Source organism: Allobosea sp. (assembly GCF_035999205.1).
Taxonomy (GTDB): Bacteria; Pseudomonadota; Alphaproteobacteria; order Rhizobiales; family Beijerinckiaceae; genus Allobosea.
In genome coordinates this window covers 1,293,580-1,313,363 of record NZ_DASYHA010000025.1, presented here as the reverse complement: position 1 = coordinate 1,313,363, position 19,784 = coordinate 1,293,580, and the positions used below count along the sequence as shown (strand labels likewise).

Annotated in this window: 20 protein-coding genes; 10 read left to right on the top strand and 10 right to left on the bottom strand. The window is 67.9% G+C overall.

Going from position 1 to position 19,784, the window contains the following annotated elements; translation table 11 throughout:
* Nucleotides 1–13 precede the first annotated feature (13 nt).
* The 3 genes from VGN82_RS21555 to VGN82_RS21545 are packed head-to-tail and all read right to left on the bottom strand — an operon-like array spanning nt 14 to nt 3,075.
* Nucleotides 14–1,225: an ABC transporter substrate-binding protein gene (locus VGN82_RS21555; RefSeq protein ID WP_327529093.1), complete on the bottom strand. Its 1,212-nt coding sequence runs from the start codon at nt 1,223–1,225 to the stop codon at nt 14–16.
* A 39-nt stretch (nt 1,226–1,264) separates the two neighbouring features.
* Complete coding sequence (locus VGN82_RS21550) at nt 1,265–2,317, bottom strand: N-acetylglucosamine-6-phosphate deacetylase (protein ID WP_327529092.1); 1,053 nt, start codon at nt 2,315–2,317, stop codon at nt 1,265–1,267.
* 14 nt (nt 2,318–2,331) lie between these two features.
* Entirely contained in the window at nt 2,332–3,075 is a 744-nt protein-coding gene (locus VGN82_RS21545; protein WP_327529091.1) for a glucosamine-6-phosphate deaminase, read from the bottom strand.
* Nucleotides 3,076–3,197: 122 nt separating this feature from the next.
* Here VGN82_RS21545 and VGN82_RS21540 point away from each other — a divergent pair, with 122 nt between their 5' ends.
* The 10 genes from VGN82_RS21540 (at nt 3,198) to VGN82_RS21495 (ending at nt 13,997) form a co-directional block, all read left to right on the top strand.
* Nucleotides 3,198–4,382 (top strand): ROK family protein, encoded by a 1,185-nt coding sequence (locus tag VGN82_RS21540; protein ID WP_327529090.1) that lies wholly within the window; start codon nt 3,198–3,200, stop codon nt 4,380–4,382.
* Between the two features lie 149 nt (nt 4,383–4,531).
* Complete coding sequence (locus VGN82_RS21535; protein ID WP_327529089.1) at nt 4,532–5,713, top strand: extracellular solute-binding protein; 1,182 nt, start codon at nt 4,532–4,534, stop codon at nt 5,711–5,713.
* A 10-nt stretch (nt 5,714–5,723) separates the two neighbouring features.
* A complete protein-coding gene (locus VGN82_RS21530; RefSeq protein WP_327529088.1) occupies nt 5,724–6,749 on the top strand; it encodes a Gfo/Idh/MocA family protein in 1,026 nt (341 codons plus the stop codon).
* Nucleotides 6,750–6,761: 12 nt separating this feature from the next.
* Nucleotides 6,762–7,772 carry a Gfo/Idh/MocA family protein gene (locus VGN82_RS21525; protein WP_327529087.1) on the top strand — a complete coding sequence of 337 codons (1,011 nt, stop codon included), beginning with the start codon at nt 6,762–6,764 and terminating at the stop codon, nt 7,770–7,772.
* 142 nt (nt 7,773–7,914) lie between these two features.
* Complete coding sequence (locus VGN82_RS21520) at nt 7,915–9,447, top strand: xylulokinase (protein ID WP_327529086.1); 1,533 nt, start codon at nt 7,915–7,917, stop codon at nt 9,445–9,447.
* Nucleotides 9,448–9,665: 218 nt separating this feature from the next.
* Nucleotides 9,666–10,622, top strand: a complete 957-nt coding sequence (locus VGN82_RS21515; RefSeq protein WP_327529085.1) for an ABC transporter permease — start codon at nt 9,666–9,668, stop codon at nt 10,620–10,622.
* Nucleotides 10,623–10,659: 37 nt separating this feature from the next.
* Nucleotides 10,660–11,604: a sugar ABC transporter substrate-binding protein gene (locus VGN82_RS21510; protein ID WP_327529084.1), complete on the top strand. Its 945-nt coding sequence runs from the start codon at nt 10,660–10,662 to the stop codon at nt 11,602–11,604.
* A 163-nt stretch (nt 11,605–11,767) separates the two neighbouring features.
* Nucleotides 11,768–12,532 (top strand): ATP-binding cassette domain-containing protein, encoded by a 765-nt coding sequence (locus tag VGN82_RS21505; protein WP_327529083.1) that lies wholly within the window; start codon nt 11,768–11,770, stop codon nt 12,530–12,532.
* Nucleotides 12,533–12,534: 2 nt separating this feature from the next.
* Nucleotides 12,535–13,464: a nucleoside hydrolase gene (locus VGN82_RS21500; RefSeq protein WP_327529082.1), complete on the top strand. Its 930-nt coding sequence runs from the start codon at nt 12,535–12,537 to the stop codon at nt 13,462–13,464.
* A gap of 11 nt (nt 13,465–13,475) precedes the next feature.
* Nucleotides 13,476–13,997, top strand: coding sequence for a hypothetical protein (locus VGN82_RS21495; protein ID WP_327529081.1), 522 nt, complete (start codon nt 13,476–13,478; stop codon nt 13,995–13,997).
* Nucleotides 13,998–14,003: 6 nt separating this feature from the next.
* On the opposite strand, the gene VGN82_RS21490 is transcribed toward VGN82_RS21495, so the two are convergent.
* The 7 genes from VGN82_RS21490 to VGN82_RS21460 are packed head-to-tail and all read right to left on the bottom strand — an operon-like array spanning nt 14,004 to nt 19,781.
* Nucleotides 14,004–14,768, bottom strand: a complete 765-nt coding sequence (locus tag VGN82_RS21490; RefSeq protein ID WP_327529080.1) for an ABC transporter ATP-binding protein — start codon at nt 14,766–14,768, stop codon at nt 14,004–14,006.
* A complete protein-coding gene (locus tag VGN82_RS21485; protein ID WP_414644359.1) occupies nt 14,765–15,787 on the bottom strand; it encodes a FecCD family ABC transporter permease in 1,023 nt (340 codons plus the stop codon). The genes VGN82_RS21490 and VGN82_RS21485 overlap by 4 nt, the downstream gene beginning before the upstream one ends.
* Nucleotides 15,784–16,815, bottom strand: a complete 1,032-nt coding sequence (locus VGN82_RS21480) for an iron ABC transporter substrate-binding protein (protein ID WP_327529078.1) — start codon at nt 16,813–16,815, stop codon at nt 15,784–15,786. Before VGN82_RS21480 ends, VGN82_RS21485 begins: the two co-directional genes overlap by 4 nt.
* Complete coding sequence (locus tag VGN82_RS21475; RefSeq protein ID WP_327529077.1) at nt 16,802–17,284, bottom strand: SAM-dependent methyltransferase; 483 nt, start codon at nt 17,282–17,284, stop codon at nt 16,802–16,804. The genes VGN82_RS21480 and VGN82_RS21475 overlap by 14 nt, the downstream gene beginning before the upstream one ends.
* Nucleotides 17,285–17,297: 13 nt before the next feature.
* Nucleotides 17,298–18,119, bottom strand: a complete 822-nt coding sequence (locus VGN82_RS21470) for a molybdate ABC transporter substrate-binding protein (protein ID WP_327529076.1) — start codon at nt 18,117–18,119, stop codon at nt 17,298–17,300.
* 4 nt (nt 18,120–18,123) lie between these two features.
* Entirely contained in the window at nt 18,124–19,002 is an 879-nt protein-coding gene (locus tag VGN82_RS21465; RefSeq protein ID WP_327529075.1) for an ABC transporter substrate-binding protein, read from the bottom strand.
* A 56-nt stretch (nt 19,003–19,058) separates the two neighbouring features.
* Entirely contained in the window at nt 19,059–19,781 is a 723-nt protein-coding gene (locus VGN82_RS21460; RefSeq protein ID WP_327529074.1) for an ATP-binding cassette domain-containing protein, read from the bottom strand.
* Between the last annotated feature and the right edge of the window lie 3 nt (nt 19,782–19,784).

The window sequence follows — 19,784 nt, the reverse complement described above, 5'->3', positions numbered from 1 at the left end:
GTGACTTGCCCGCTTACTTCGCCCGCTTCGAACCAACCAGCTCGTCCCATTTGCGGAAGGCGACGACCATCTTCTCCGGCTTGAGCGGCAGCTCGATGGGATTGTTCGCGATCAGATCGGCATATTCCGGCCGGCCGAATTCGGCGATGACCTTTTGGCTTGCCTCGGGTGCCAGCGAGAGAGGTACGTTCTTCACGGCCGGGCCGGGATAGAGATAGCCCTCGTCATAGGCATAGGCCTGCGCCTTGGGGGTCAGCACATAGGCCATCATGTCGAGGACGACGGCGAGACGGTCGTTCGGGATGCCCTTCGGCACGCACATGAAGAAGGCGTCCGAGACCCAGTGGAAGCCCTTCAGCGTCTGGATCTTGGCTTCCTTCGGCACGATGCCGAGCGCGCGCGGATTGATGTCCCAGCCGGTGGTCGAGATGATGATGTCGCGCGAGCCGTCGCCGAACTCCTTCATCGTCGCGCCGGTGCCGGCAGGATAGTACTCGATGTACTGGCCGAGCTCCTGGAGATAGGCCCAGGTCTTGTCCCAGCCATTGACGGGGTCCTGCGGATCCTTGTCGCCGAGGATATAGGGCAGGCCCATCATGAAGGTGCGGCCGGGGCCGGAATTGGTCGGGCGGGCGTACATGAACTTGTTGGGATTGGCCTTGGCCCAGGCGAGCAGCTCCTCCGCCGTGGTCGGGACTTGCTTGACGCGGGCGGGCATGTATTCGAGCAGCGGTCCGGACGGGTAGTAGTTCACCACCACGCCGAAGCCGTCGCCCTGGACCTTGTGCAGGTTGAGCGCGGCCGGCTCGTAGTTCGCCTCGATGTTCGGGAACTTGTCGTTGAAATCGGGCAGGATCTTGAGCCAGAGCTTCTGGTCGAGGCCTGCCGCCAGCCCGTCGCTTCCGGTCAGGACCAGGTCGAGATCGGCACGCCCGGCCTCCTGCTGCGCCTTGATCTTGCTGGCGAGCTCGGGGGCAGGGGCCTTCACGAAGGCGATGCGCGAAACCAGCTTGGGATTGGCGGCGCGATAATCCTCGAAGGCCCGCTGCATCAGCGCGAGCGCGCCGCCGACATCGATGACGCTGATCGTGACCGGTGCGGAGGGCAGGGGCGGCGAGGCGGCGAGCGCGCCGCCCGTTCCCGTCGCCATGGCCGTCAGGCCGCCCAGGACGGTGCGACGATCAATGACGGTGCGGCGGTCGAATTCTGTCGGATTCCGGCTCATGTGATGTTCTCCCCGTTTATGGTTCAGGCGTTCTAGGGTTCAGGTCGTCGTTGGGACGTCCTGTCTGGCGGCGTGGGCGAAGCGGCGCTCTATCGCGTCGAGGCGGGCGCCGGTGATGGCGAGGTCGTCGGACCAGTCGATCTCGCCCCGGTCGAGCTTCAGGCCGCGTGCGCTGAGTGCGGGTTGCAGCGCGGCGAGCGGATGATCGGACGCCATGGTAACCGCCTCCGCCGGCGAGGCCAGGCCCCAGGCGACGAGGTTGCGGACGGCCTGGTCGAGGCAAAGCGCCGAGCCAGCGAGATTGGCCGCGCCGGGCTGGCGCACGGAGCCATCGTCGCGAAGCTCAACGCTCATGCCGGCGAAGGGATAGCTGCCCGGCTTCGAGGCCGCCGCCGAAACCGCGTCAGTGACGAGAATGGATCGCTCGAAGCCTTTCGCCCGCAGCAGCGAGCGCAGGGCCTTCGGATGCAGGTGGATGCCGTCGGCGATGAAGCTCGCCCAGAGCCGGTCCTCGGCGAGCTGGGCGAAGATCGGGTTGACGAGCTTGTGGAGCTGCTGCGGCATGCCGTTGCCGAGATGGGTCGAGAGCGTCGCGCCCGCGTCGGCGGCAGCCGCCACCTCGTCGAAATCCGCCGCGCTATGGCCGATCGCGACGACGCGCCCGGTCTTCGCCAGCACCCTGGCGAGGGCCTGCGCGCCTGCCACCTCGGGAGCTAGCGTAACCATCAGGATCGGCCGCGTCAGCCGGCTTTCGAGGCGCTCGACGAGGCCGGGATCGGCCGCAGTCATGGCCTCCGGCGGATGGCAGCCGGCATAGCCCGCGGCCGGATTCAGGAACGGCCCTTCGAGATGGTAGCCCGGGCACATCAGCGGGCCGAGCCGGCTTCCCGCGATCGCCGCGTCGAGCGCCCGGAAACGCTGATCGAGCTCGGGCTGATGGGCGGTAATGATGGTCGGCAGGCAGAGCGTGACGCCTGTTGCGAGCATCGCCTCCAGCGCGTGGTCGATCTCGTCCGGCGTCACCGTCCCGGAATTGAAGTCGATGCCGGCGAAGCCGTTGACCTGAAGATCGATGAGGCCTGCCGAGCGCATCACGGGCTCCCTGCTCAGGCGCGCTTCAGGAGCGAAGCAGCCGGCGGATCGATGAAGAGCACTGTGTTCTTGTGCGTCTGCAGGATCGAGGCGGGATGCAGGTTGCTGACCGGGCCTTCCAGCGCGTCCTTCGTCGCCTGCGCCTTGCGGGTGTCGGAAACGGAGAGGACGATCAGCTCGCTCTTCAGGATCTGGCGCACGCTCATCGAGATCGCCTGCTCGGGCACCGCCTCGAAGGAGGGGAACCAGCCTTCGCCGAATTGCTGGCGACGGCACCCCTCGTCGAGCGTCACCACAATGTAGGGCTGCTCGGTCTCGAAATCGGCCGGTGGGTCGTTGAAGGCGATGTGGCAGTTCTCGCCGATCCCGGCGAAGCAGACATCGATGCGCTTGCCGGCGATCAGCGCGTTCAGGCGCTGCGTCTCGGCCTGCGGATCACCCTCGCCGTCGACGGGCACGAATTCCGGCGCGTTGCCGAGCGGTGTCATGAAGCGCAGGCGCAAATAGCGCCGGAAGCTCGCTGGGTGCTCCTCCGAGAGCCCGACATACTCGTCGAGATGGAACGCCGTGACCCGCGTCCAGTCGATGCCCTCGGCGGCGACGAGGCTCTGGAGCAGCTCGAACTGGCTCGCGCCGGTGGCGACGATGATGTTGGCATGGCCGAAGCGGGCTTGTGCCTCGCGGATCGCGTGGGCGCCCAGCGCGGCCGCCTGGGCGCCGAGGGTCACCTTGTCGGGCACGATGCGGATATCGACCATGCTATTTTTGAACCTTTGCCTATGTGGTTGTTTTTTATATCGTCTTGAGAGCTTATGGGCCTTGTTCGGAAAGGCAACAGCTATTTTTGAACCTTTGCGTTCCGAATAAGAGGCCGCCGCTCTTGATCCTCGCAAGCTTCGACGACAACGGCTTCGCTGCGGCCCATGACCGCGATTGTGCCCGGGTCTACCGGCTGGTGCTCGGCGGTCTCGCTCATTCCCGCGCCGATATCGGCCGCCAGCTCGGCCTGCGTTCGACGACGACCTCCCGCGTCGTCGCGGATCTCGTTTCTCGCCGGCTGCTGCTGGAGACCATGGGCGAGACCGCCGGGCGCGGTCGGCCGGCGGCAGTGCTCTTCGCCAATACCCGGCGTGTCGGGGCGTCGGTCATCCATGTCTCGAGCCAGTCGCTCTCGGGTGCGCTGGTCGATCTCTCCGGTCATCTCGTCGCCGAGCATGCGGTGACGATCGACGGCGAGGCCGACAATGACGCGATCGCCGCGGTTATGGCCGATCTCGCCCGACAGCTGCTCGCGGCGATGCCGCAGGGCATGAGCCATGCCGGCACGGCCGTTTCGCTGTCGGGGCTCCTCGACCTGCCGCGCGGGCAATGGTTGCTGGCCTCGCGCTGGCCGCGGATGCGCGCGCTCGACGTCGCGTCCGTGCTGGCGCCGATCGCCGGGCCAGTGGAGATCTGCCGCAACCTCGACGCCGAGCTGAGGGCGCGGGCGGTGCGCGAGCCGGATCAGTTCGCAGGCGGCACGCTCCTGTTGCACTGGGGCTGGGGGATCGGCCTGTCCTACGCCGTCGACGGTCGCCCCTTCGCGCCGGCGGGATCCTTCGGCGAGATCGGACATTGGCGCCTGTCCGCTCTAGCTGACAGGCGGTGCGGCTGCGGCAATACGGGATGCCTGGAGACCGGAGCCGCGCTCTGGTCGCTGCTGCCGGCACTTCGGACGCACTGGCCGGACCTGGCCGAGGACGAGGCGCGTCTGGCGCGGCAGTTGGCCAGCCTGGATCTCGCCGATCTGCCTGAGATCGAACACGCCGCACGGCTCCTGGCACGCGCGCTGGCCAATGCCTGCCGCGTCTTCTTTCCGACCCGTATCGCCGTCAGCGGCCCCTTCACCGCCAATGCCGGCCTATGGGAGCGTTTCTGCGCACTTCTGCGCGCGGAAGGCATGATGGATGGCATCGCCATGCCGCGGCTCGCGAGCGTGCGTGCCAGCCGGCTCCATGAGATCCACGGCGCCGCAGCGCCGCTGCTTGGCCGTGCCACGGAGGCTCTTCTGCGACAGCAGGAGTGAGTTCAAGCCGGCCACGATCCTCGTGATTGTCGAGCGCGACCCGCGCCCGGTGCACTGGACGTGCGCTTTCGTGGTGCACTAGTATGCCAGTTAAGAGCCCGCAGCCTGCATTTCGTAGGCTTGAAGAGGTCTCGACCCAGGGAGACGACATGAACAATCTGACACGCCGCAACGTGGTTGCCGGCGCGGCAGGCCTGACGGCCCTTGCCGCGAGCCGGGCCTATGGACAGAGCGCACCCGCCGCTCCGGTCGCGCTCAACATCATCGACGTCGCCGGCAACCTGCAGTTGACGCAGGCGGCGATCGAACGCTTCGCCAAGGAAAACCCGAAGATCATCTCGCGGCTGAACTTCTCGCGCGCCCCCTCGCCGGAGCTCCCGGCCAAGCTCAAGGCGCAGCAGGAGGCCAACCGCGTCGATATCGATCTCGTCTTGACCGGCCCCGGCGCGATGTCGGACGGCATCCAGCAGGGCCTCTGGGTCGATGTCTGGAAGTCGCACACCGCCAGCCTGCCCAAGGCCGAGGACGTCTATCACGAGCAGGCGCTGATGATGCAGCGCAACTTCGGCCAGAACGAAGGCGTGGCAGTCGCCTATTCTCCGTCGGGGCCGCTGTTCGAATATGTGCCGGCGCGCCTGAAGACCGTGCCGAAGACGGCCGAGGAACTGCTGGCTTATGTCAAGCAGAACAAGAACCGCTTCACCTATGCGAGGCCGGTCAATTCCGGCCCCGGCTGGACCTGGCTTCAGGGCCTGCCCTACATCCTCGGCGATGCCGACCCATCCGACCCGATGAAGGGTTGGGACAAGACCTGGGCTTATCTCAAGGAACTCGGCACCGGCGTCGACTACTATCCCGCGGGCACCGCTGCGACGATGAAGGAGCTGGGCGAGGGCACCCGCGACGTGATCGTCTCGACGCTCGGCTGGGACATCAATCCGCGCGTGCTCGGCATCGTGCCGAAGGAGGCGGAGGTCTTCGTCCTAGCCAACACACACTGGATTCCCGACACGCAATTCATGTGCATCCCCAAGGGCGTGCCGGCCGACAAGGTCAAGGCGGTTCTGGCGCTGATGTCGTACATGCTGAAGCCGGAGGCGCAGGCCGGGACCTATGACAAGGGCTATTTCTATCCGGGCCCGGCCGTGAAGGGCGTCACGCTCGCCATGGCGCCACAGGAGAGCCGCGACGTGCTCGCCGAATATGGTCGCCCGAAATATGACGAGCTGATCGCTTCCCTGCCGACCAAGCCGCCGCTGACACCGGAGCGTCTGGTTGCCGCGTTCCGGCGCTGGGACCAGGAGATCGGCGTCGGCCACGCGCCGAAATAGGGCGCCTTCGATGCGGTTTGCTGCCATCGGCCTCGACCATCGCCACATCTACCATATGGTCGCAGGCCTGCTGGAGGCCGGCGCGGAATGCGCCGGCTTCGACCCCGCGACGAGCGACGAGCGCGTGCTCGCGGGCTTCCGCGAGCGCTTTCCCGAGTTGCGCCCGGTCGCGGCGCAGCGTCTGCTCGACGATCCCTCGATCGAGCTGATCGTCTACGCCGGCATCCCCAGCGAGCGCGCGGCGCTCGCCGTCCGGGCGATGCGGGCGGGCAAGGACGTGATGGTCGACAAGCCAGGTGTGACGAGCTTCGATCAGCTCGCAGCGGTCGAGGCGGCGGTCGCTGAAACCGGGCGCATCTTTTCGGTCTGCTTCTCCGAGCGCTTCGTCGTGCCGGCGACGATCGTGGCGCAGAAGCTGATCGCGGACGGCGCGATCGGTCGCGTCGTGCAGACGGTCGGTCTCGGCCCACACCGGCTGAACCGGGTGATCCGGCCTCCCTGGTTCTTCGATGTGGCCTTCTATGGCGGCATCCTGACCGACATCGCCTCGCACCAGATCGACCAGTTCCTGCATTTCACCGGCTCCGACACGGCGGAGATCGTCGCCTCCGGCATCGGGCATTTCGGCGAGGCCGACCTGCCGGACTTCCAGGATTTCGGCGAGATCCTGCTGCGCAGCGACCGGGCTGGCGGCTATGTCCGCGTCGACTGGTTCACCGCCGATGGGCTTTCGACCTGGGGCGATGGCAGGCTCACGATCCTCGGGACCGAGGGCACGATCGAGCTGCGCAAATATGTCGACGTCGCCGGCCGGCCGGGAACCGACCACGTCTTCCTCGTCGACAAGTCGGGAATGCGCCACATCGACGCTTCCCGCGAGCCGCTGACCTATTTCCGCAACCTGATCGCCGATATCGGCGCACGCGGCCAGACGGCAGCGCCACAACGCCACACCTTCACCGTCTGTCGGCTCGCGCTGGAGGCGCAGGCCAGGGCGGTCTGGTTGCCGGCGAAGCCGCCTGCTGGCCATTCCTAGGGATCATCGATCATGACACGCAAGCTCGGCATCGCCGTGATCGGGCTCGGACCCGCTTCGCTGCCCCATTCGAAAAGCCTGCTCGATCTCGCTGGTCGCGCCGATGTTCGCTGGGCGGTGAGCCGGTCGGCGGATCGCGCCGAACGTTACGCGGCGCAGTTTCCGTTCCCTACGACCACCGATCTGGACGCCGTGCTAGCCGATCCATTGGTCGATGCGATGATCGTGCTGACGCCGCCATCGAGCCATCTCGACGTCTCCGCCCGCTGTCTCGAGGCGGGCAAGCATGTGCTCGTGGAGAAGCCGCTGGAACTGACCAGCGCGCGCGGGCGGCGTCTGGTCGATGTCGCCCGGCGCACAGGGCGGGTCTTCGGCGTGGTGCTGCAGCATCGCTTCCGCCCGGCGAGCCTGCGGCTGAAGGCGGCTCTCGATGCCGGCGAACTCGGCAGCATCGAGGCAGCGTTCCTGAGCGTGCCCTGGTGGCGGCCGCAGAGCTACTATGACGAAGCGGGGCGCGGCACGCTGGCCCGCGATGGCGGCGGCGTGCTGCTGACGCAGGCGGTCCATTCGCTAGACCTGTTCCGTTCGCTTGTCGGCGTGTCGCGTGTTGTCGCGGCGCAGGTCCGCACCACGGCATTGCACCAGATGGAGACGGAGGACTATGTCTCCGCCTTGCTGGAGACCGGAAACGCTGCCCCCGCGACCCTGGTGGCGACGACGGCCGCCTATCCCGGCTATCCGGAGCGGATCGAGATCACCGGGACGACGGGTTTCGCCTCGCTGATCGGTGGGCGGTTGCGTCTCGCCTTCCTCGATGGCCGGGAGGAGGTCGTCGAGGCGGAAGGCTCGACCGGCAGCGGCGCGAACATCATGGACTTCCCGCACGATGCCCATCGCGCCGTGATCACGGATTTCCTCGATGCGATCGAACAGGGGCGTGACCCGGTTGTGACGGGCGAGGAGGCGCTCGCCTCGCAGCGTCTCATCGACGAGATCCTGATGGCGGCGCGCCACCGCGGCTGAGCGGCGCTACATCCTTGACACCGAGGCGGTTTTTGCGGCTCCAAGGGGCATCGCCTGAAAGTCGCTTCGTGAATCGCCTCAGATCAGCCTTCCGCCGTCACGTTCCGGCTTCACCGAGCGCATTCCCGCCCGCGGGGTTGCGATGAGCGTCGTCCTCGCCTGCGATCTCGGGGGCAGCAGCTTTCGTGCGGCACTGGTCGACGATCAGGGCAGGATCCTGGCCGAACACGCCATCGCCGGCCCAGTCCTCGATGACCATCTCGATCGCTCGGAGGTTTGGGCCGAGGCCTGGTGGGCGCTGCTTTTGGACGCGGCTGGGCGCCTCGCACTGGATGCGCCCGAGGTCTTTGCCGGGATCGAGGGCATCGCGATCTGCGGGGTCACCCGCACCCAGGTCTTGCTTGGCCGCGATGGGCACGAAATCCGGCCGGCCCTGACCTGGAAGGATGCGCGCTCGGAAGGCGCGGCCGGACGCCTGCGGGCGAAGCTGGACGGCCATCCCGAGGCCGGGCGCATCAATGCTTTCCATCCGCTGGCCCGCCTCGCCTGGCTGGCCGAGGAGGAAGGCGAGCATCTGCTCAATCTCGCCTGCGTGCTCGAGCCGAAGGACTATCTGAACTTCCGGCTCACCGGTCGGCAGGCGAGCGATCCGGTCTCGATGGCACGGCTCATCGCATCTGCGGCGCCCGGCGCGGACGGCGCGGCCCTCGCTGCGCTTGGTCTTTCCGCCGACATCCTCCCATCGATCCTGCGACCCTGCGAGACGGTCGGCCCGGTTGCGCCCGGGCTTCCGGCTCCCTTCGAGCGGCTCGCAGGGGTGCCGGTGTTCTGCGCCTGCAACGATACCTGGACGGCCGTCGCCGGGCTCGGCGCCCTGCGGCCCGGATACGCCTACAACATCTCCGGCACGACTGAGGTCCTGGGCGTTCTTGGCCACGACGAAGCGGAGGCCGAGGGCCTGATCACCGTCGACTGGGGCGGGCTTTGGCATCTTGGCGGCCCGAGCCAGAACGGCGCGGATACGGCGAACTGGCTGGTCTCCCTGCTCGGCCAGGCCGAGGCCGGCGTCGGCGAGACGATCGACGCACTGCTCGCGGGCCGCCGCCATACGCAGCCGCTGATCTTCCTGCCCTATCTGCAGGGCGAACGCGTGCCCTACTGGAACCCGAACCTGCGCGGTGCCTTCCTGGGCCTGAGCCGCCAGCATGGCCCGACCGATCTGGCCTATGCGGTGCTGGAAGGCGTCGCCTGCCTCAATCGTGTCGTGCTGGAGCGGGCGGAGGCCGCGCTCGGATCGCCTGTCGGCGAGATCCGCTTCGGAGGCGGCGCCGCGGCCAATCCAGCCTGGGCGCAGATCAAGGCCGATCTCTGCGGGCGGCCGGTCGTCGTCGGCAGTGTGAAGGAACCCGGTCTGCTCGGCGCTGCGATGATCGCCTGGACCGGGCTCGGCCGCTTCGCTTCGCTGGAGGCGGCCCAGGACGCACTCGTCAGCGTGGCCCGCCGCTGTGAGCCCGATCCGGCCCGGCGCGCGGCCTATGACATGCTCTACGGGTTCTTCCGCCGCAGCGAAGCCGCGCTCGCGCCGATCTCGGCCGACCTGGCAGCGCTCGGGCGAAACCCGGTGCCGCTTCACGGCCTTGTCCCCTCGGTGTCTTGCCCCGGGGAGCATTCTTGATGCGCCTGTGGCATGGCTCGGCGGCTTGGACGGCATGCGATCCTCGCGAATGCGGTTGCGTCGGACATCGTCGATACGCCAATGCTGCGTTGCGGCTTTGCCGCCGGATGTTTGGGAGAAGCTGAGGATGCCGTTGCCGTGATCGCCTGCCTGCTTCTGCCCGGAGCGGTCTTCGCTCCCCGCGGCATCTCGACGATCGCGAAGGGGGCCTGACGCGCATGGCTCGCTTCGATGCGCGCGAGGTGATCGGGCGTTACGGCACGGCGATCGCCGGGCTGGCGCTGATCGTCTTCTTCCTGATCTTCGCGCCAAACTTCGCCAGTTCGATGAACATCATCAACGTGCTGAAGGACACCAGCTTCCTCGCGATCCTGGCGCTCGGCTTTGCGCTCGCCTTCACCGTTGCGGAGCTCGACCTTTCCATTGCGGAGGTCGCGAGCCTTGCGGCGGTCGTCTGCGGCTGGCTGGTGCATGCGCAGTATCCGCCGGCATTGGCGGTAGGCGCGGCGCTGGCGGTGGGTGGGGTGCTCGGCTCGCTCAACGGCTACGGCGTCACCGTGCTGCGCATCCCATCGCTGATCATGACGCTCGGCACGGCGGCGATCGCCAAGGGCTTCGCCTTCATGATCACGCAAGGCGTCGCCTTCGTCGGCCGCTGGCCGGTCGGCTTCACCGGGCTGGCGCGCGGCTACACCTTCGGCATTCCCAATCTCGTGCTTTGGATGGCAGGCGCGACGCTGTTCGCCTGGGGCCTGGTGAAATGGACCCGCACCGGCGCGCATATGGTTGCGACCGGTGAGGCCGACGAAGCGGCGAGGCTCGCCGGCATCGCCACAGCCAGGATGAAGCGCATCGGTCTGCTGCTGGCGGGGGTCTTCGCCGGCGTGATGGCCGCGCTGCTTGCCGCCAACCTGTCCTCGGCCGCGCCGAACATGGCCGGAGATTACCTGCTCTATGCCATCGCGGCCGTGCTGCTGGGCATGACGATGTTCGAGCCCGGCAAGCCCAATGTTCCCGGCACGGTCTTTGCCGCGCTGGTGCTCAAGGTGCTCGGCAACGGCTTGGTGCTGCTCGGCGCGCCCTATTACATCCAGGACATCGTTCTCGGCGTCATCATCATCGGCTCGGTGGCCTTCTCGGCCAGCGCGATGAAGAAGGCGGCGTTCAAGGTCTGACGTTCCGCAACGATCAAAGACGAGGGGAGACATCACCATGTTCGGGTTCAGGAAAATCCTGGTCGCGGCGGCTGCGCTGGTCGCGCTTGGCCAGTCGGCGCAGGCCTTCGAGGTCGGGATCATCGGCTTCCAGTTCTCCTCGGAGACGCATGCCCGCGTCGCCAACGCCGCCGCCGCCGCCGCCAAGGCGAAGGGCTGGGGGGTGACGCTGCTGAATTCGGAAGGCGCACTGCCCAAGCATGCCGAGCAGTTCGATGCGCTGATCGCCAAGAAGGTCGACGCCATCATCATCGCCATGGGCAAGCCGGTCGAGGCCGACGCGCAGTTCAAGGCGGCGAAGGATGCCAAGATCCCGGTCATCACCGTGCAGTCGGGCGCGAGCCCGCACGCGCTGTTCGACATCCAGACCAACGAATACAAGGTCGGCGCGGACGCAGCGCTCTATCTGCTCGGCCAGCTAGGCTATCAGGGCAATATCGTTTCGGCCCGTTTCGACCTCAACGTCGCCTCGCGCATCCGCGGCCGCATCCTCGATGCGGTGCTGGCCGAGAATCAGGCGGTGAAGGAACTCGGCAAGTTCTCGATGGCGCGCACCCAGAGCTGGCGTGACGATGTCCGCGCCGGCATGCAGGCGCTGCTGCTGCAGAACCAGGGCAAGATCAACGGCATCTGGGCCTCGTTCGACGGCCAGGCCTATATCATCGACGACCTGCTGCAGGCGCAGGGCGTGAAGAAGGGCCAGATTCCGCTGATCTCGGTCGATGGCGGTAAGGAGAGCTACGAGCGCATCGCCGACCCGAGCTCGACCTTCATGGCCACCGTCGCGATCCCCTTCGACGAGATGGGCAAGCAGGCGGTGGATGCCGTCCAGGCCATTGTCGTCGAGAAGAATCCGAAGGAGAGCATCACGCCGGGCCCCTATCTCTTCACGGACGCCGTGCTGGTCGACAAGAACAACGTCCAGCAGTTCCTGAAGAAGTGAACCTCGTGCGGCTCCACCGTCATCCCGGACAAGCTGCGTAGCAGCGCCGATCCGGGATCCATCGAAGGGCGTTGCACTCTACGATGGATCCCGGCGCTCCGCTGCGCTACGGCCGGGATGACGGGGAGCCCTATGGCAGCGCAAGCACTCCGGCGAGCCGTCCATGACCGAACTCACACCCCTGCTTTCTCTCCGTGGCATCGGCAAGAGCTACGGCCCCGTCATTGCCGTGCGCGAGGTCGATCTCGACATCTTCCCGGGTGAGGTCGTGGCGATCTGCGGTGACAACGGCGCCGGCAAATCGAGTCTGATCAAGGTGATCTCCGGCGCCGAGGAGCCGAGCGCCGGCGCGATCAGCATGCGCGGCAAGCCGGTCTCCTTCGGCTCGCCGCATGATGCGCTCGACCACGGCGTCGCGACGATCTACCAGGACCTCGCTTTGGCGCCGCGACTCTCGATCGCCCAGAACGTGTTCATGGGCTCGGAGCTGACGAAGCCCTGCCTGCTGCCCTTCCTGCGCATCCTCGACAAGAAGCGGATGATCGAGGAATCGCAGCGCTATCTGTCGCAGCTCTCGGCCGCCGTCACCGACATGACGCGCCCCGTCGAACGGCTTTCGGGCGGCCAGCGCCAAGCGGTCGCGATCTCGCGGGCCCTGCGCTGGAACGCCGAGATCATCATCATGGACGAGCCGACCGCGGCGCTCGGCGTCAAGGAAAGTGCGCTCGTCCTCGACCTGATCCGCAAGCTCAAGGCCGATGGGCGCACGGTGATCCTGATCAGCCATAACATGCGCGACGTGGTGGCGCTGGCCGATCGCGTCGTCATCATGGGAGCGGGCCGCAAATATGTCGACCGGCCGCTCGGCGATCTCACGGCCGACGACATCGCGCACATGATCATGGCCGGCAACGCCAGGGCTGCCTGAGCATGGCTGAGCCGATCATCATCGATACCGATCCCGGGCAAGACGACGCCGTCGCGCTGCTGCTCGCCTTCGCCAGCAGGGATGAGCTGGATCTCCGCGCCGTCACCACAGTCCCCGGCAATGTCCCGGTGGCGCAGACCACGGTGAATGCGCTGCGCATCCGCGATCTCGGCCGCGCGACCTCCATCCCCGTCTATCAAGGAGCGGAGGCACCGCTGGTCGTCGCGCTGGAGACGGCAGAATTCGTTTGCGGGCCGGACGGGCTTGCCGGTGCCGGGCTGCCGCCGCCGGCGAGCGAGGCCGCGCCCGGCCATGCGGTGGAGGCGATCATCGCGATCTGCCGCGCCGCGCGGGCGGATGGCATCACGCTCTGTCCGCTCGGGCCGCTGACCAATCTCGCGCTGGCTTTTCGCCTGGCGCCGGACATCCTGCCGAAGATCAGGCGCATCGTGATGATGGGCGGGGCGATCGGGCTCGGCAACATGACGCCGGCCGCCGAGTTCAACATGCACGTCGATCCGCATGCCGCAGCCGTCGTCTTCGGCGCAGGCCGCCCGATCGTGATGTTCGGGCTTAGCGTAACATTGCAGGCGATCGCCAGCCATGAGCAGATCGAGCGCATCGGCGCGCTCGGCAATGCGGCCGGCAAGGCGATCCACGGCATGCTGACGCGGCCGCGCCCGGGCGGGCTCGGCACCGCCGGCCATCCGATGCACGACCCCTGCGTCATTGCTTTCCTGCTCTGGCCCGAGCTGTTTTCCGGGCGCGACTGCTTCGTCGCGGTCGAGACCGGCGACGGCCCTTTGCGCGGCCGCACCACCATCGACTGGAATGGTCGCCTCAAGCGCGAGCCCAACGCCCACGTCGTCGCGACGGTCGAGGCGCATGAGCTGTTCGAGCACATGATCGCGCGCCTCGCGACCCTGCCCTGACGGAGACTGCCATGTCCCATTTCGTCGATGCGCTGCAGCAGGAGGCGGCAGAGGCCATCGCCCGCATGCGCGAGGCTGCGATCGAGGCCCGCCGCCTCCATGCCCGCGCCGAGCTGATGCGCCACATGCTGACCACGGCGCGCAAGGTGAAGGACAAGCCGAAGGCAGAGGCGGTCGAGACTGTCGTCCGCGAATGGATGGATGCCTGGAATCTCGGCCGCTCCGACTGGCCGCATATCGCGCGCGAGATGGACGCCTTCACCGAGGCCTTCCACGACTATGCGAACGCGCCCAGCGACGCGAATGATGCCCGCGTCGCCGCGAGTGCGGAGGCGCTCGACGCCGCGTTGTCCCGCGAGGGCACGTCGATCGCCGAGCAGATGGCCTTCCGCTCGCAATGCGCCCATGGCTGGTGGGAGTTGGTTGCGCCGACGCCGGCCGATCTGCCGGGCCGCAAGCCGCGCCCTTCGATGCCGGCCCTGCGCAGCGATGCGCCGTTCTGGGAAACCGGCTGCGCCGATTTCTGTCGGTAAACGGGCCTAGCCAGGCAAGAACGCGACCCGGCCATCATCGCCGCGCACCGTCTCGATCGGCACGCGATAGAGCTGCTCGAGCCGTTCCGGCGTCAGCAACGTACTCGCAGGTCCGCTTGCCAGCGCCTGCCCGTCGCGGATCATCATCACACGGTCGGCATGGCGCAGGGCCTGATTGGGATCGTGGGTGGTGAAGAGCACGCCGAGCCCTTCCGCAGCCAGCCGCCGGATCTCGCTCATGACGCGGCCTTGGTTGCCGAAGTCGAGGCTCGCGGTCGGCTCGTCGAGGATGACATAGGCCGGCTCCTGCGCCAGCGCGCGTGCGATCAGGGCGAGCTGGCGCTCGCCGCCGGAGATCAGCGTGTAGGGGCGCTGCGCCAGGCGGTCGATGCCGAGCCGCTCCAGCATGGCATGCGCCACCGCATGGTCGCGTCTGGAGGGTGCGGCGAACAGCCCGCCATGCGCGCTGCGGCCCATCAGCACGACCGAGAGCACCGTGAAGGCGAAGGTGCCGGCATGGGCCTGCGGCACATAGCCGAGCGCGCGGGCCCGTTCGGGCGGTGACAGCGCGGAAAGCGGCCTCTCGTCGAGGGTGAGCGACCCGCCGCGCGCCGGCAGGAGCCCGAGCAGGGTCTTCAGCAAGGTGGTCTTGCCGCTGCCATTCGGGCCGAGCAGCGCCAGCACCTCGCCGCGCGCGAGCGACAACGCGATATCGCGGCCGATGAGGCGCTCGCGATAGCCATAGGCAAGGTCGGCGGCGGACAGGCTCACGACCAGCCTCCGCGCGACGAGGCCAGCAGCCAGATGAAAAAGGGCGTCCCGATCACGGCGGTGAGGATGCCGAGCGGCGTCTCGACGGGCCCCGCCGTGCGCGCCAGCGTGTCGATGACGAGGAGATAGCCGCCGCCGAGGACGGCGGCGGTCGGCACGAGCCTGCCGAAGTCCGGTCCGACGAGGAAGCGGGCCAGATGTGGCACGACCAGGCCGACCCAGCCGATGATGCCGGCTGCCGCGACGCTCGCCGCCGTCACCAACGTTGCAGCAACGACGATGGCAAGACGCAAGGGGCCGGTGCGCAGGCCGAGCGCTTGCGCTTCCTCCTCCGGCAGCGACATCGCATTCATGCGCCAGCGGAGCGCAACCAGTGCAGCCGAACCGAGCAGCACCGGCCCGAGCAGTGGCAGGAGATCGGCCTTAGATGTGCCGGCGAGGCTGCCGAGCAGCCAGAACGTCATGGCGGGGAGCTGGTTGTAGGGGTCGGCCCAGTATTTCACTAGGCCGATGCCAGCGCCGAGCAGCGAGCCGACGACGACGCCGGTGAGAACCAGCACCAGAACGGGATCGCCGCGCCTGATCGTCGACCCCACCGCATAGACCGCGCCGACCGCCACGAGCCCGCCGAGGAAGGCGGAGAGCTGGATCGCGAACAGCCCGAGCGAGAGATAGATGCCGAGCACCGCGCCAAGCGCTGCACCTGATGAGGCGCCCAGGATATCGGGAGAGACGAGCGGATTGCGGAACAGACCCTGGAACGCGGTACCGGCCACGGCGAGTGCCGCGCCGCAGAGCAGGGCGGCCAGTACGCGCGGACCGCGGATGTTCCAGATCACCGTCTCGATCTGTGACGGCAGGCCCGAAGGCTGGCCGCTCAGGCCGGACCAGAGTAGCCGCCCGAGATCGCCCGGCCCGACCGGAAAGCGTCCGAGCCCGAAGGCCAGCAGGACCGCGCAGGCGAGCAGGGAGAGCGCTATGGCGTTGCCGCCGATTGCAGAGCGGCGCACCGCGGTCAGTTCCGCCCTGAGAGGACGCGGTCGAGCTGCGCCTCGCTCGGTGTCACCTGATAGAACAGCGTGTGGAAATCGCGAGCGAGCGGGCGGATATCCTCCGGGAAGGCCTCGGGATAGAGCAGCTTCGCCAGCCACCAGAGACCGATCATCCGGTTGACGGAGGGCGGAAAATCGACCCAGCCGAAGGGCAGCTTCGGCGAGAGATGGACGCGGCCGGCCTTTACGGCCCTGACATCGGCCCAGGCAGGGTCGCTGCGCACCGCGTCGGAGAAAGCGAGGTCGATCGTGACGATCACCTCCGGATTCCAGGCGAGGACCTGTTCGAGCGAGACCTGCGCCAGTCCGCTGCCCGGTTGGTCGGCGACGTTGCGGGCGCCGAGGAAGGAGAGGGTCTCGACATTGATCGAGCCGCCGAGGCCTGTCTCCAGTCCGCGCGGCCCCCGGGCATAATAGACGGAAGGGCGCTTCTCGGCCGGAATCCCGGCGATCCGCCCGCGGATGGTCGCCATCGCGTTCTCGCACCAGCCTGCCAGCGTCTCGGCGCGTTCACTGCGGCCGGTCAGGCGGCCGAGGATGCGGTAGCTGTCGGGGATCGCGGCGAAGCGGCCGTCGAGCAGAGCGTAGGGGATGCCGGTCTGCCCCTGCACACGCTCGGCCAGCTCGACATAGGTCCGTCCGGTCGAGCCGGCGTCGACGATGAGGTCCGGCTTCCACTGCAGCACCGCTTCGAGGTTGGCGCTGTTGCCGCGGCCTGTGATGCGGCCGACCTCTGGCCGATTGCCGATGCCGGGCAGCAGGAATTCCAGTTCCTCCGGGCGGTTGGCGCGGGGCCAGCCGAGCAGCAGTTCGGGCGCCAGCGTGTAGAGCTGGATCGCGGCCGGCGGGCCCGCCGGGAAGACGCGTTCGACCTTCGCCGGGATCGCGATCTCGCGGCCGGCTCCGTCGCGGATCGTCGCGGCGCGGGCGACATGCGGGGTGAGGATGGCCGCGCCGAGACCCGCCAGAACGCGGCGGCGGTCAGGCCGAGGCATGGCGTCGCTCCACGACCGAGGATGCGTGCCGGCAATGATGCGGCTTGATGTCGAGAAGCGGCGTACCGTCGACGCAGTCGAGCCCCCGAACCAGCAGGGCATCGTTTTCGACACCGAGCAGCTTCACGCGCGACAAGGCGATCGGATTGGGCCTGACCGGCGAGCGCAGTGCGAAGGTGCCGAGCGGCTGGCCGCCGCGCGGGGTCTGCGTCACCAGATCGCGCCGCGCCAGATGCATCCAGTAAAGCAGGTCGAGTTCCTCGAAACCGTCGATGCCGGTGAGCGCGGCGCGCCAGAGCTCGTCGACCTCGACGCGGCAGATCGGGCCGTTCTCCGCATCCCCCCTGCGCGGACATTGGTCGCGCGAGGCGAAGGGCGTGCGCAGGCGGCCGATGAAGACAAGATGTGCGTCCTGCCGGTCGGGCAGGGCGGCGCATGTCTCGCCCGGTCGCGTCGCCTGCCAGTCCATCGCCACTCTCCGTTCAGCCTGCCTCGCGCGGCAGCGCCGGCGCGGCAAAACCATGCCGTGCCAGGATCGCCTGCCCGTCCTGCGAGAGGATGAACATGGCGAAGCGCCAGGCGTTTGGCGAGGCCCCGTTCATGACGGTTAGCCCGTAATCGGCGCCGACCGCGAGCGCTGCCGGCAGGCGCACCAGCTTGATGCCGGGCTGCTCCTTCGCGATTGGGGCCGCGTTCGTGCAATAGGCCAGGAAGATGTCGGCTTCGCCGCTCGCGAGCTTGTGTCCGTAGGTATTGACCCCGTCGGGCGCGGGCACGCTGGCAGGCCCGCCAGTCAGTTGCAGCGCCTTGGCTTCGAGCGCAGCCTTGGCCCCGGGGCGCTGGACCTCGGCGCGGGCGAAGACCTGGAAAGCGTAGTCGCCGGACGGATCGGCGCGCGGTGTCGAGGTGCCGAGCTTGATCGCGGGGTCGAGCATCCGCTCCAGGAGGGTCTCTCGCGTCAGCGCGATTTCGGGCCGCGCGAAGGCGCAGAGCTCGTTGCGTGCAAAGAGCACGACCGGGCCGGTCAGGCCTGCTTGCGCCAATGCGCGGGGATTGCCGAAATCGGCCGAGGCGAAGACCTGTGCGGCCTCGCCTTTCGCGATGCGTTCCTTCAGCAATCCGGACGCGCCGAAGACCGGATTCACCGCCAGCTTGCTTTGAGCGGTGAAGGCCTGCGCGACCTCGGTGAGGGCGGCGCGCAGGCTGCCGGCCGCATGCAGGAGCACGGGCTCCTGCGCGCGAGCCTCCGGGGTGGTCGCGATCGCCGACATCAGCAGGATGCCGAGGGCGAGGGCGCGGCGCACCTGATCACGCCCCGGCCTGCGTCGCGTTCGGGAAGAAGAGCTGCTGGCCTTCGATCTTGTACTCGGCGATCGCCTTCTGGCCCTCGGGGCTGACCAGCCAGTTCACGAAGGCCTGGCCGTCGTTGATCTTCACATGCGGGTGCTTGGCCGGGTTCACCGCGATGACGCCGTACTGGTTGAAGAGGCGCTTGTCGCCTTCCACCGCGATGACGAGTTCGCCACGGTTCTTGAAGGAAATCCAGGTGCCGCGATCGGCCAGCACATAGGCGCCCATGCCGCCGGCGGTGTTGAGGGCCGCGCCCATCCCCTGGCCGATCTCGCGATACCAGGAGCCCTTCTTTGCCTCGAGATCGACGCCGGCCACCTTCCAGAGCGCGAGCTCGGCGGCGTGGGTACCAGACTTGTCGCCGCGCGAGACGAAGGGCGCGCCCTTCTCCTGGATAGCCTTGAGCGCGGCCGTGATGTCCTTCGTTCCGGCTACGCCGGCCGGATCGCTCTTTGGTCCGATCAGGACGAAGTCATTGTACATCACTGGCTTGCGCTCCAGTCCGAAGCCATCGGCAACGAACTTCTCCTCCTGAGGCCGCGCATGGACGAAGACGACGTCGGCATCGCCGCGGCGGCCAGTGTCCAGCGCCTGTCCGGTCCCCTGCGAGACGACGCGGACCTCGATGCCGGTCTTCACCTTGAACAGCGGCAGGATATGGCCGAACAGGCCGGAATCCTGGGTCGAGGTCGTCGACGACACGGTGATGAAGCGGCTGTCGCCGGCCGCCGGCGCGGATGCTGCGGGTGGCGTCGCGGTCGTCGTCTGGGCGAGCGCAACGCTGGTCAGCGCTGCGGAAAAGCCGGCGGCGAGCAACAGGCGGCGGGTCGTCGTCATGGTCGTCTCCTGGGTCAGTTTGGTTTCTTTGCGTTTCGCATCGGGAACTCGATGGCTCACCAGATCAGCTCTCCGGCGAGGAAGGCCTTGGCCTCGGGCGAGTCCGGGGCGGCGAAGAAAGCCGCGGCGGGCGAGTCCTCGACCAGCCTGCCGCGGTGCAGGAAGAGCACGCGCGAGGCGAGGCGCCGGGCCTGGCCGAGATCATGGGTCGACATCACCACCGTGATGCCTTCCGCCACGAGGGCGGCCAGCAATTCCTCGATCTGCCGCGTCGCGGCAGGGTCGAGCTGCGATGTCGGTTCGTCCAGGAACAGCAGCTCCGGCCGCAATGCCCAGGCGCGCGCGATGGCGAGGCGCTGCTGTTCGCCGCCCGAGAGCAGGCGCGCGGCTTGCGCTGCCTTGTCGAGCAGGCCGAAGCGCGCCAGCGCAGCCTTGCTCCGCTCGGCGCGCTCGCCGCCGGAGATGCCGGCGGCGGCCAGCGCATGGGTGATGTTGGCCTCGACCGAGCGGCGCAGCATGATCGGCTTCTGGAAGACCATGGCGTGGCGTTTCGCGCGCCCTTCCATGCTGGCCGCCCAGCGGACCCGGCCCTGGCTCGGCGCGAGCAGACCGTGGCAGAGCCGAAGCGTCAGCGATTTGCCGGCGCCGTTCGGGCCGAGCACGACGGTCAGGCCGCCGGCGGGAATGTCGAAGCGCAAACCATCGACGAGCGTGCGCCCGTCGCCGCGGAAGGAGACGGCTTCGACGGCCAGCGGCAGGATCGAGACGATGTCACGCATGGC

Excerpts from the sequence above, each read along its gene's own strand:
- VGN82_RS21555 (WP_327529093.1), bottom strand. The coding sequence starts at position 1,225 with ATGAGCCGGAATCCGACAGAATTCGACCGCCGCACCGTCATTGATCGT.
- VGN82_RS21550 (WP_327529092.1), bottom strand. The coding sequence starts at position 2,317 with ATGCGCTCGGCAGGCCTCATCGATCTTCAGGTCAACGGCTTCGCCGGC.
- VGN82_RS21545 (WP_327529091.1), bottom strand. The coding sequence starts at position 3,075 with ATGGTCGATATCCGCATCGTGCCCGACAAGGTGACCCTCGGCGCCCAG.
- VGN82_RS21535 (WP_327529089.1), top strand. The coding sequence starts at position 4,532 with ATGAACAATCTGACACGCCGCAACGTGGTTGCCGGCGCGGCAGGCCTG.
- VGN82_RS21530 (WP_327529088.1), top strand. The coding sequence starts at position 5,724 with ATGCGGTTTGCTGCCATCGGCCTCGACCATCGCCACATCTACCATATG.
- VGN82_RS21525 (WP_327529087.1), top strand. The coding sequence starts at position 6,762 with ATGACACGCAAGCTCGGCATCGCCGTGATCGGGCTCGGACCCGCTTCG.
- VGN82_RS21520 (WP_327529086.1), top strand. The coding sequence starts at position 7,915 with ATGAGCGTCGTCCTCGCCTGCGATCTCGGGGGCAGCAGCTTTCGTGCG.
- VGN82_RS21515 (WP_327529085.1), top strand. The coding sequence starts at position 9,666 with ATGGCTCGCTTCGATGCGCGCGAGGTGATCGGGCGTTACGGCACGGCG.
- VGN82_RS21510 (WP_327529084.1), top strand. The coding sequence starts at position 10,660 with ATGTTCGGGTTCAGGAAAATCCTGGTCGCGGCGGCTGCGCTGGTCGCG.
- VGN82_RS21505 (WP_327529083.1), top strand. The coding sequence starts at position 11,768 with ATGACCGAACTCACACCCCTGCTTTCTCTCCGTGGCATCGGCAAGAGC.
- VGN82_RS21500 (WP_327529082.1), top strand. The coding sequence starts at position 12,535 with ATGGCTGAGCCGATCATCATCGATACCGATCCCGGGCAAGACGACGCC.
- VGN82_RS21495 (WP_327529081.1), top strand. The coding sequence starts at position 13,476 with ATGTCCCATTTCGTCGATGCGCTGCAGCAGGAGGCGGCAGAGGCCATC.
- VGN82_RS21480 (WP_327529078.1), bottom strand. The coding sequence starts at position 16,815 with ATGCCTCGGCCTGACCGCCGCCGCGTTCTGGCGGGTCTCGGCGCGGCC.
- VGN82_RS21475 (WP_327529077.1), bottom strand. The coding sequence starts at position 17,284 with ATGGACTGGCAGGCGACGCGACCGGGCGAGACATGCGCCGCCCTGCCC.
- VGN82_RS21465 (WP_327529075.1), bottom strand. The coding sequence starts at position 19,002 with ATGACGACGACCCGCCGCCTGTTGCTCGCCGCCGGCTTTTCCGCAGCG.
- VGN82_RS21460 (WP_327529074.1), bottom strand. The coding sequence starts at position 19,781 with ATGCGTGACATCGTCTCGATCCTGCCGCTGGCCGTCGAAGCCGTCTCC.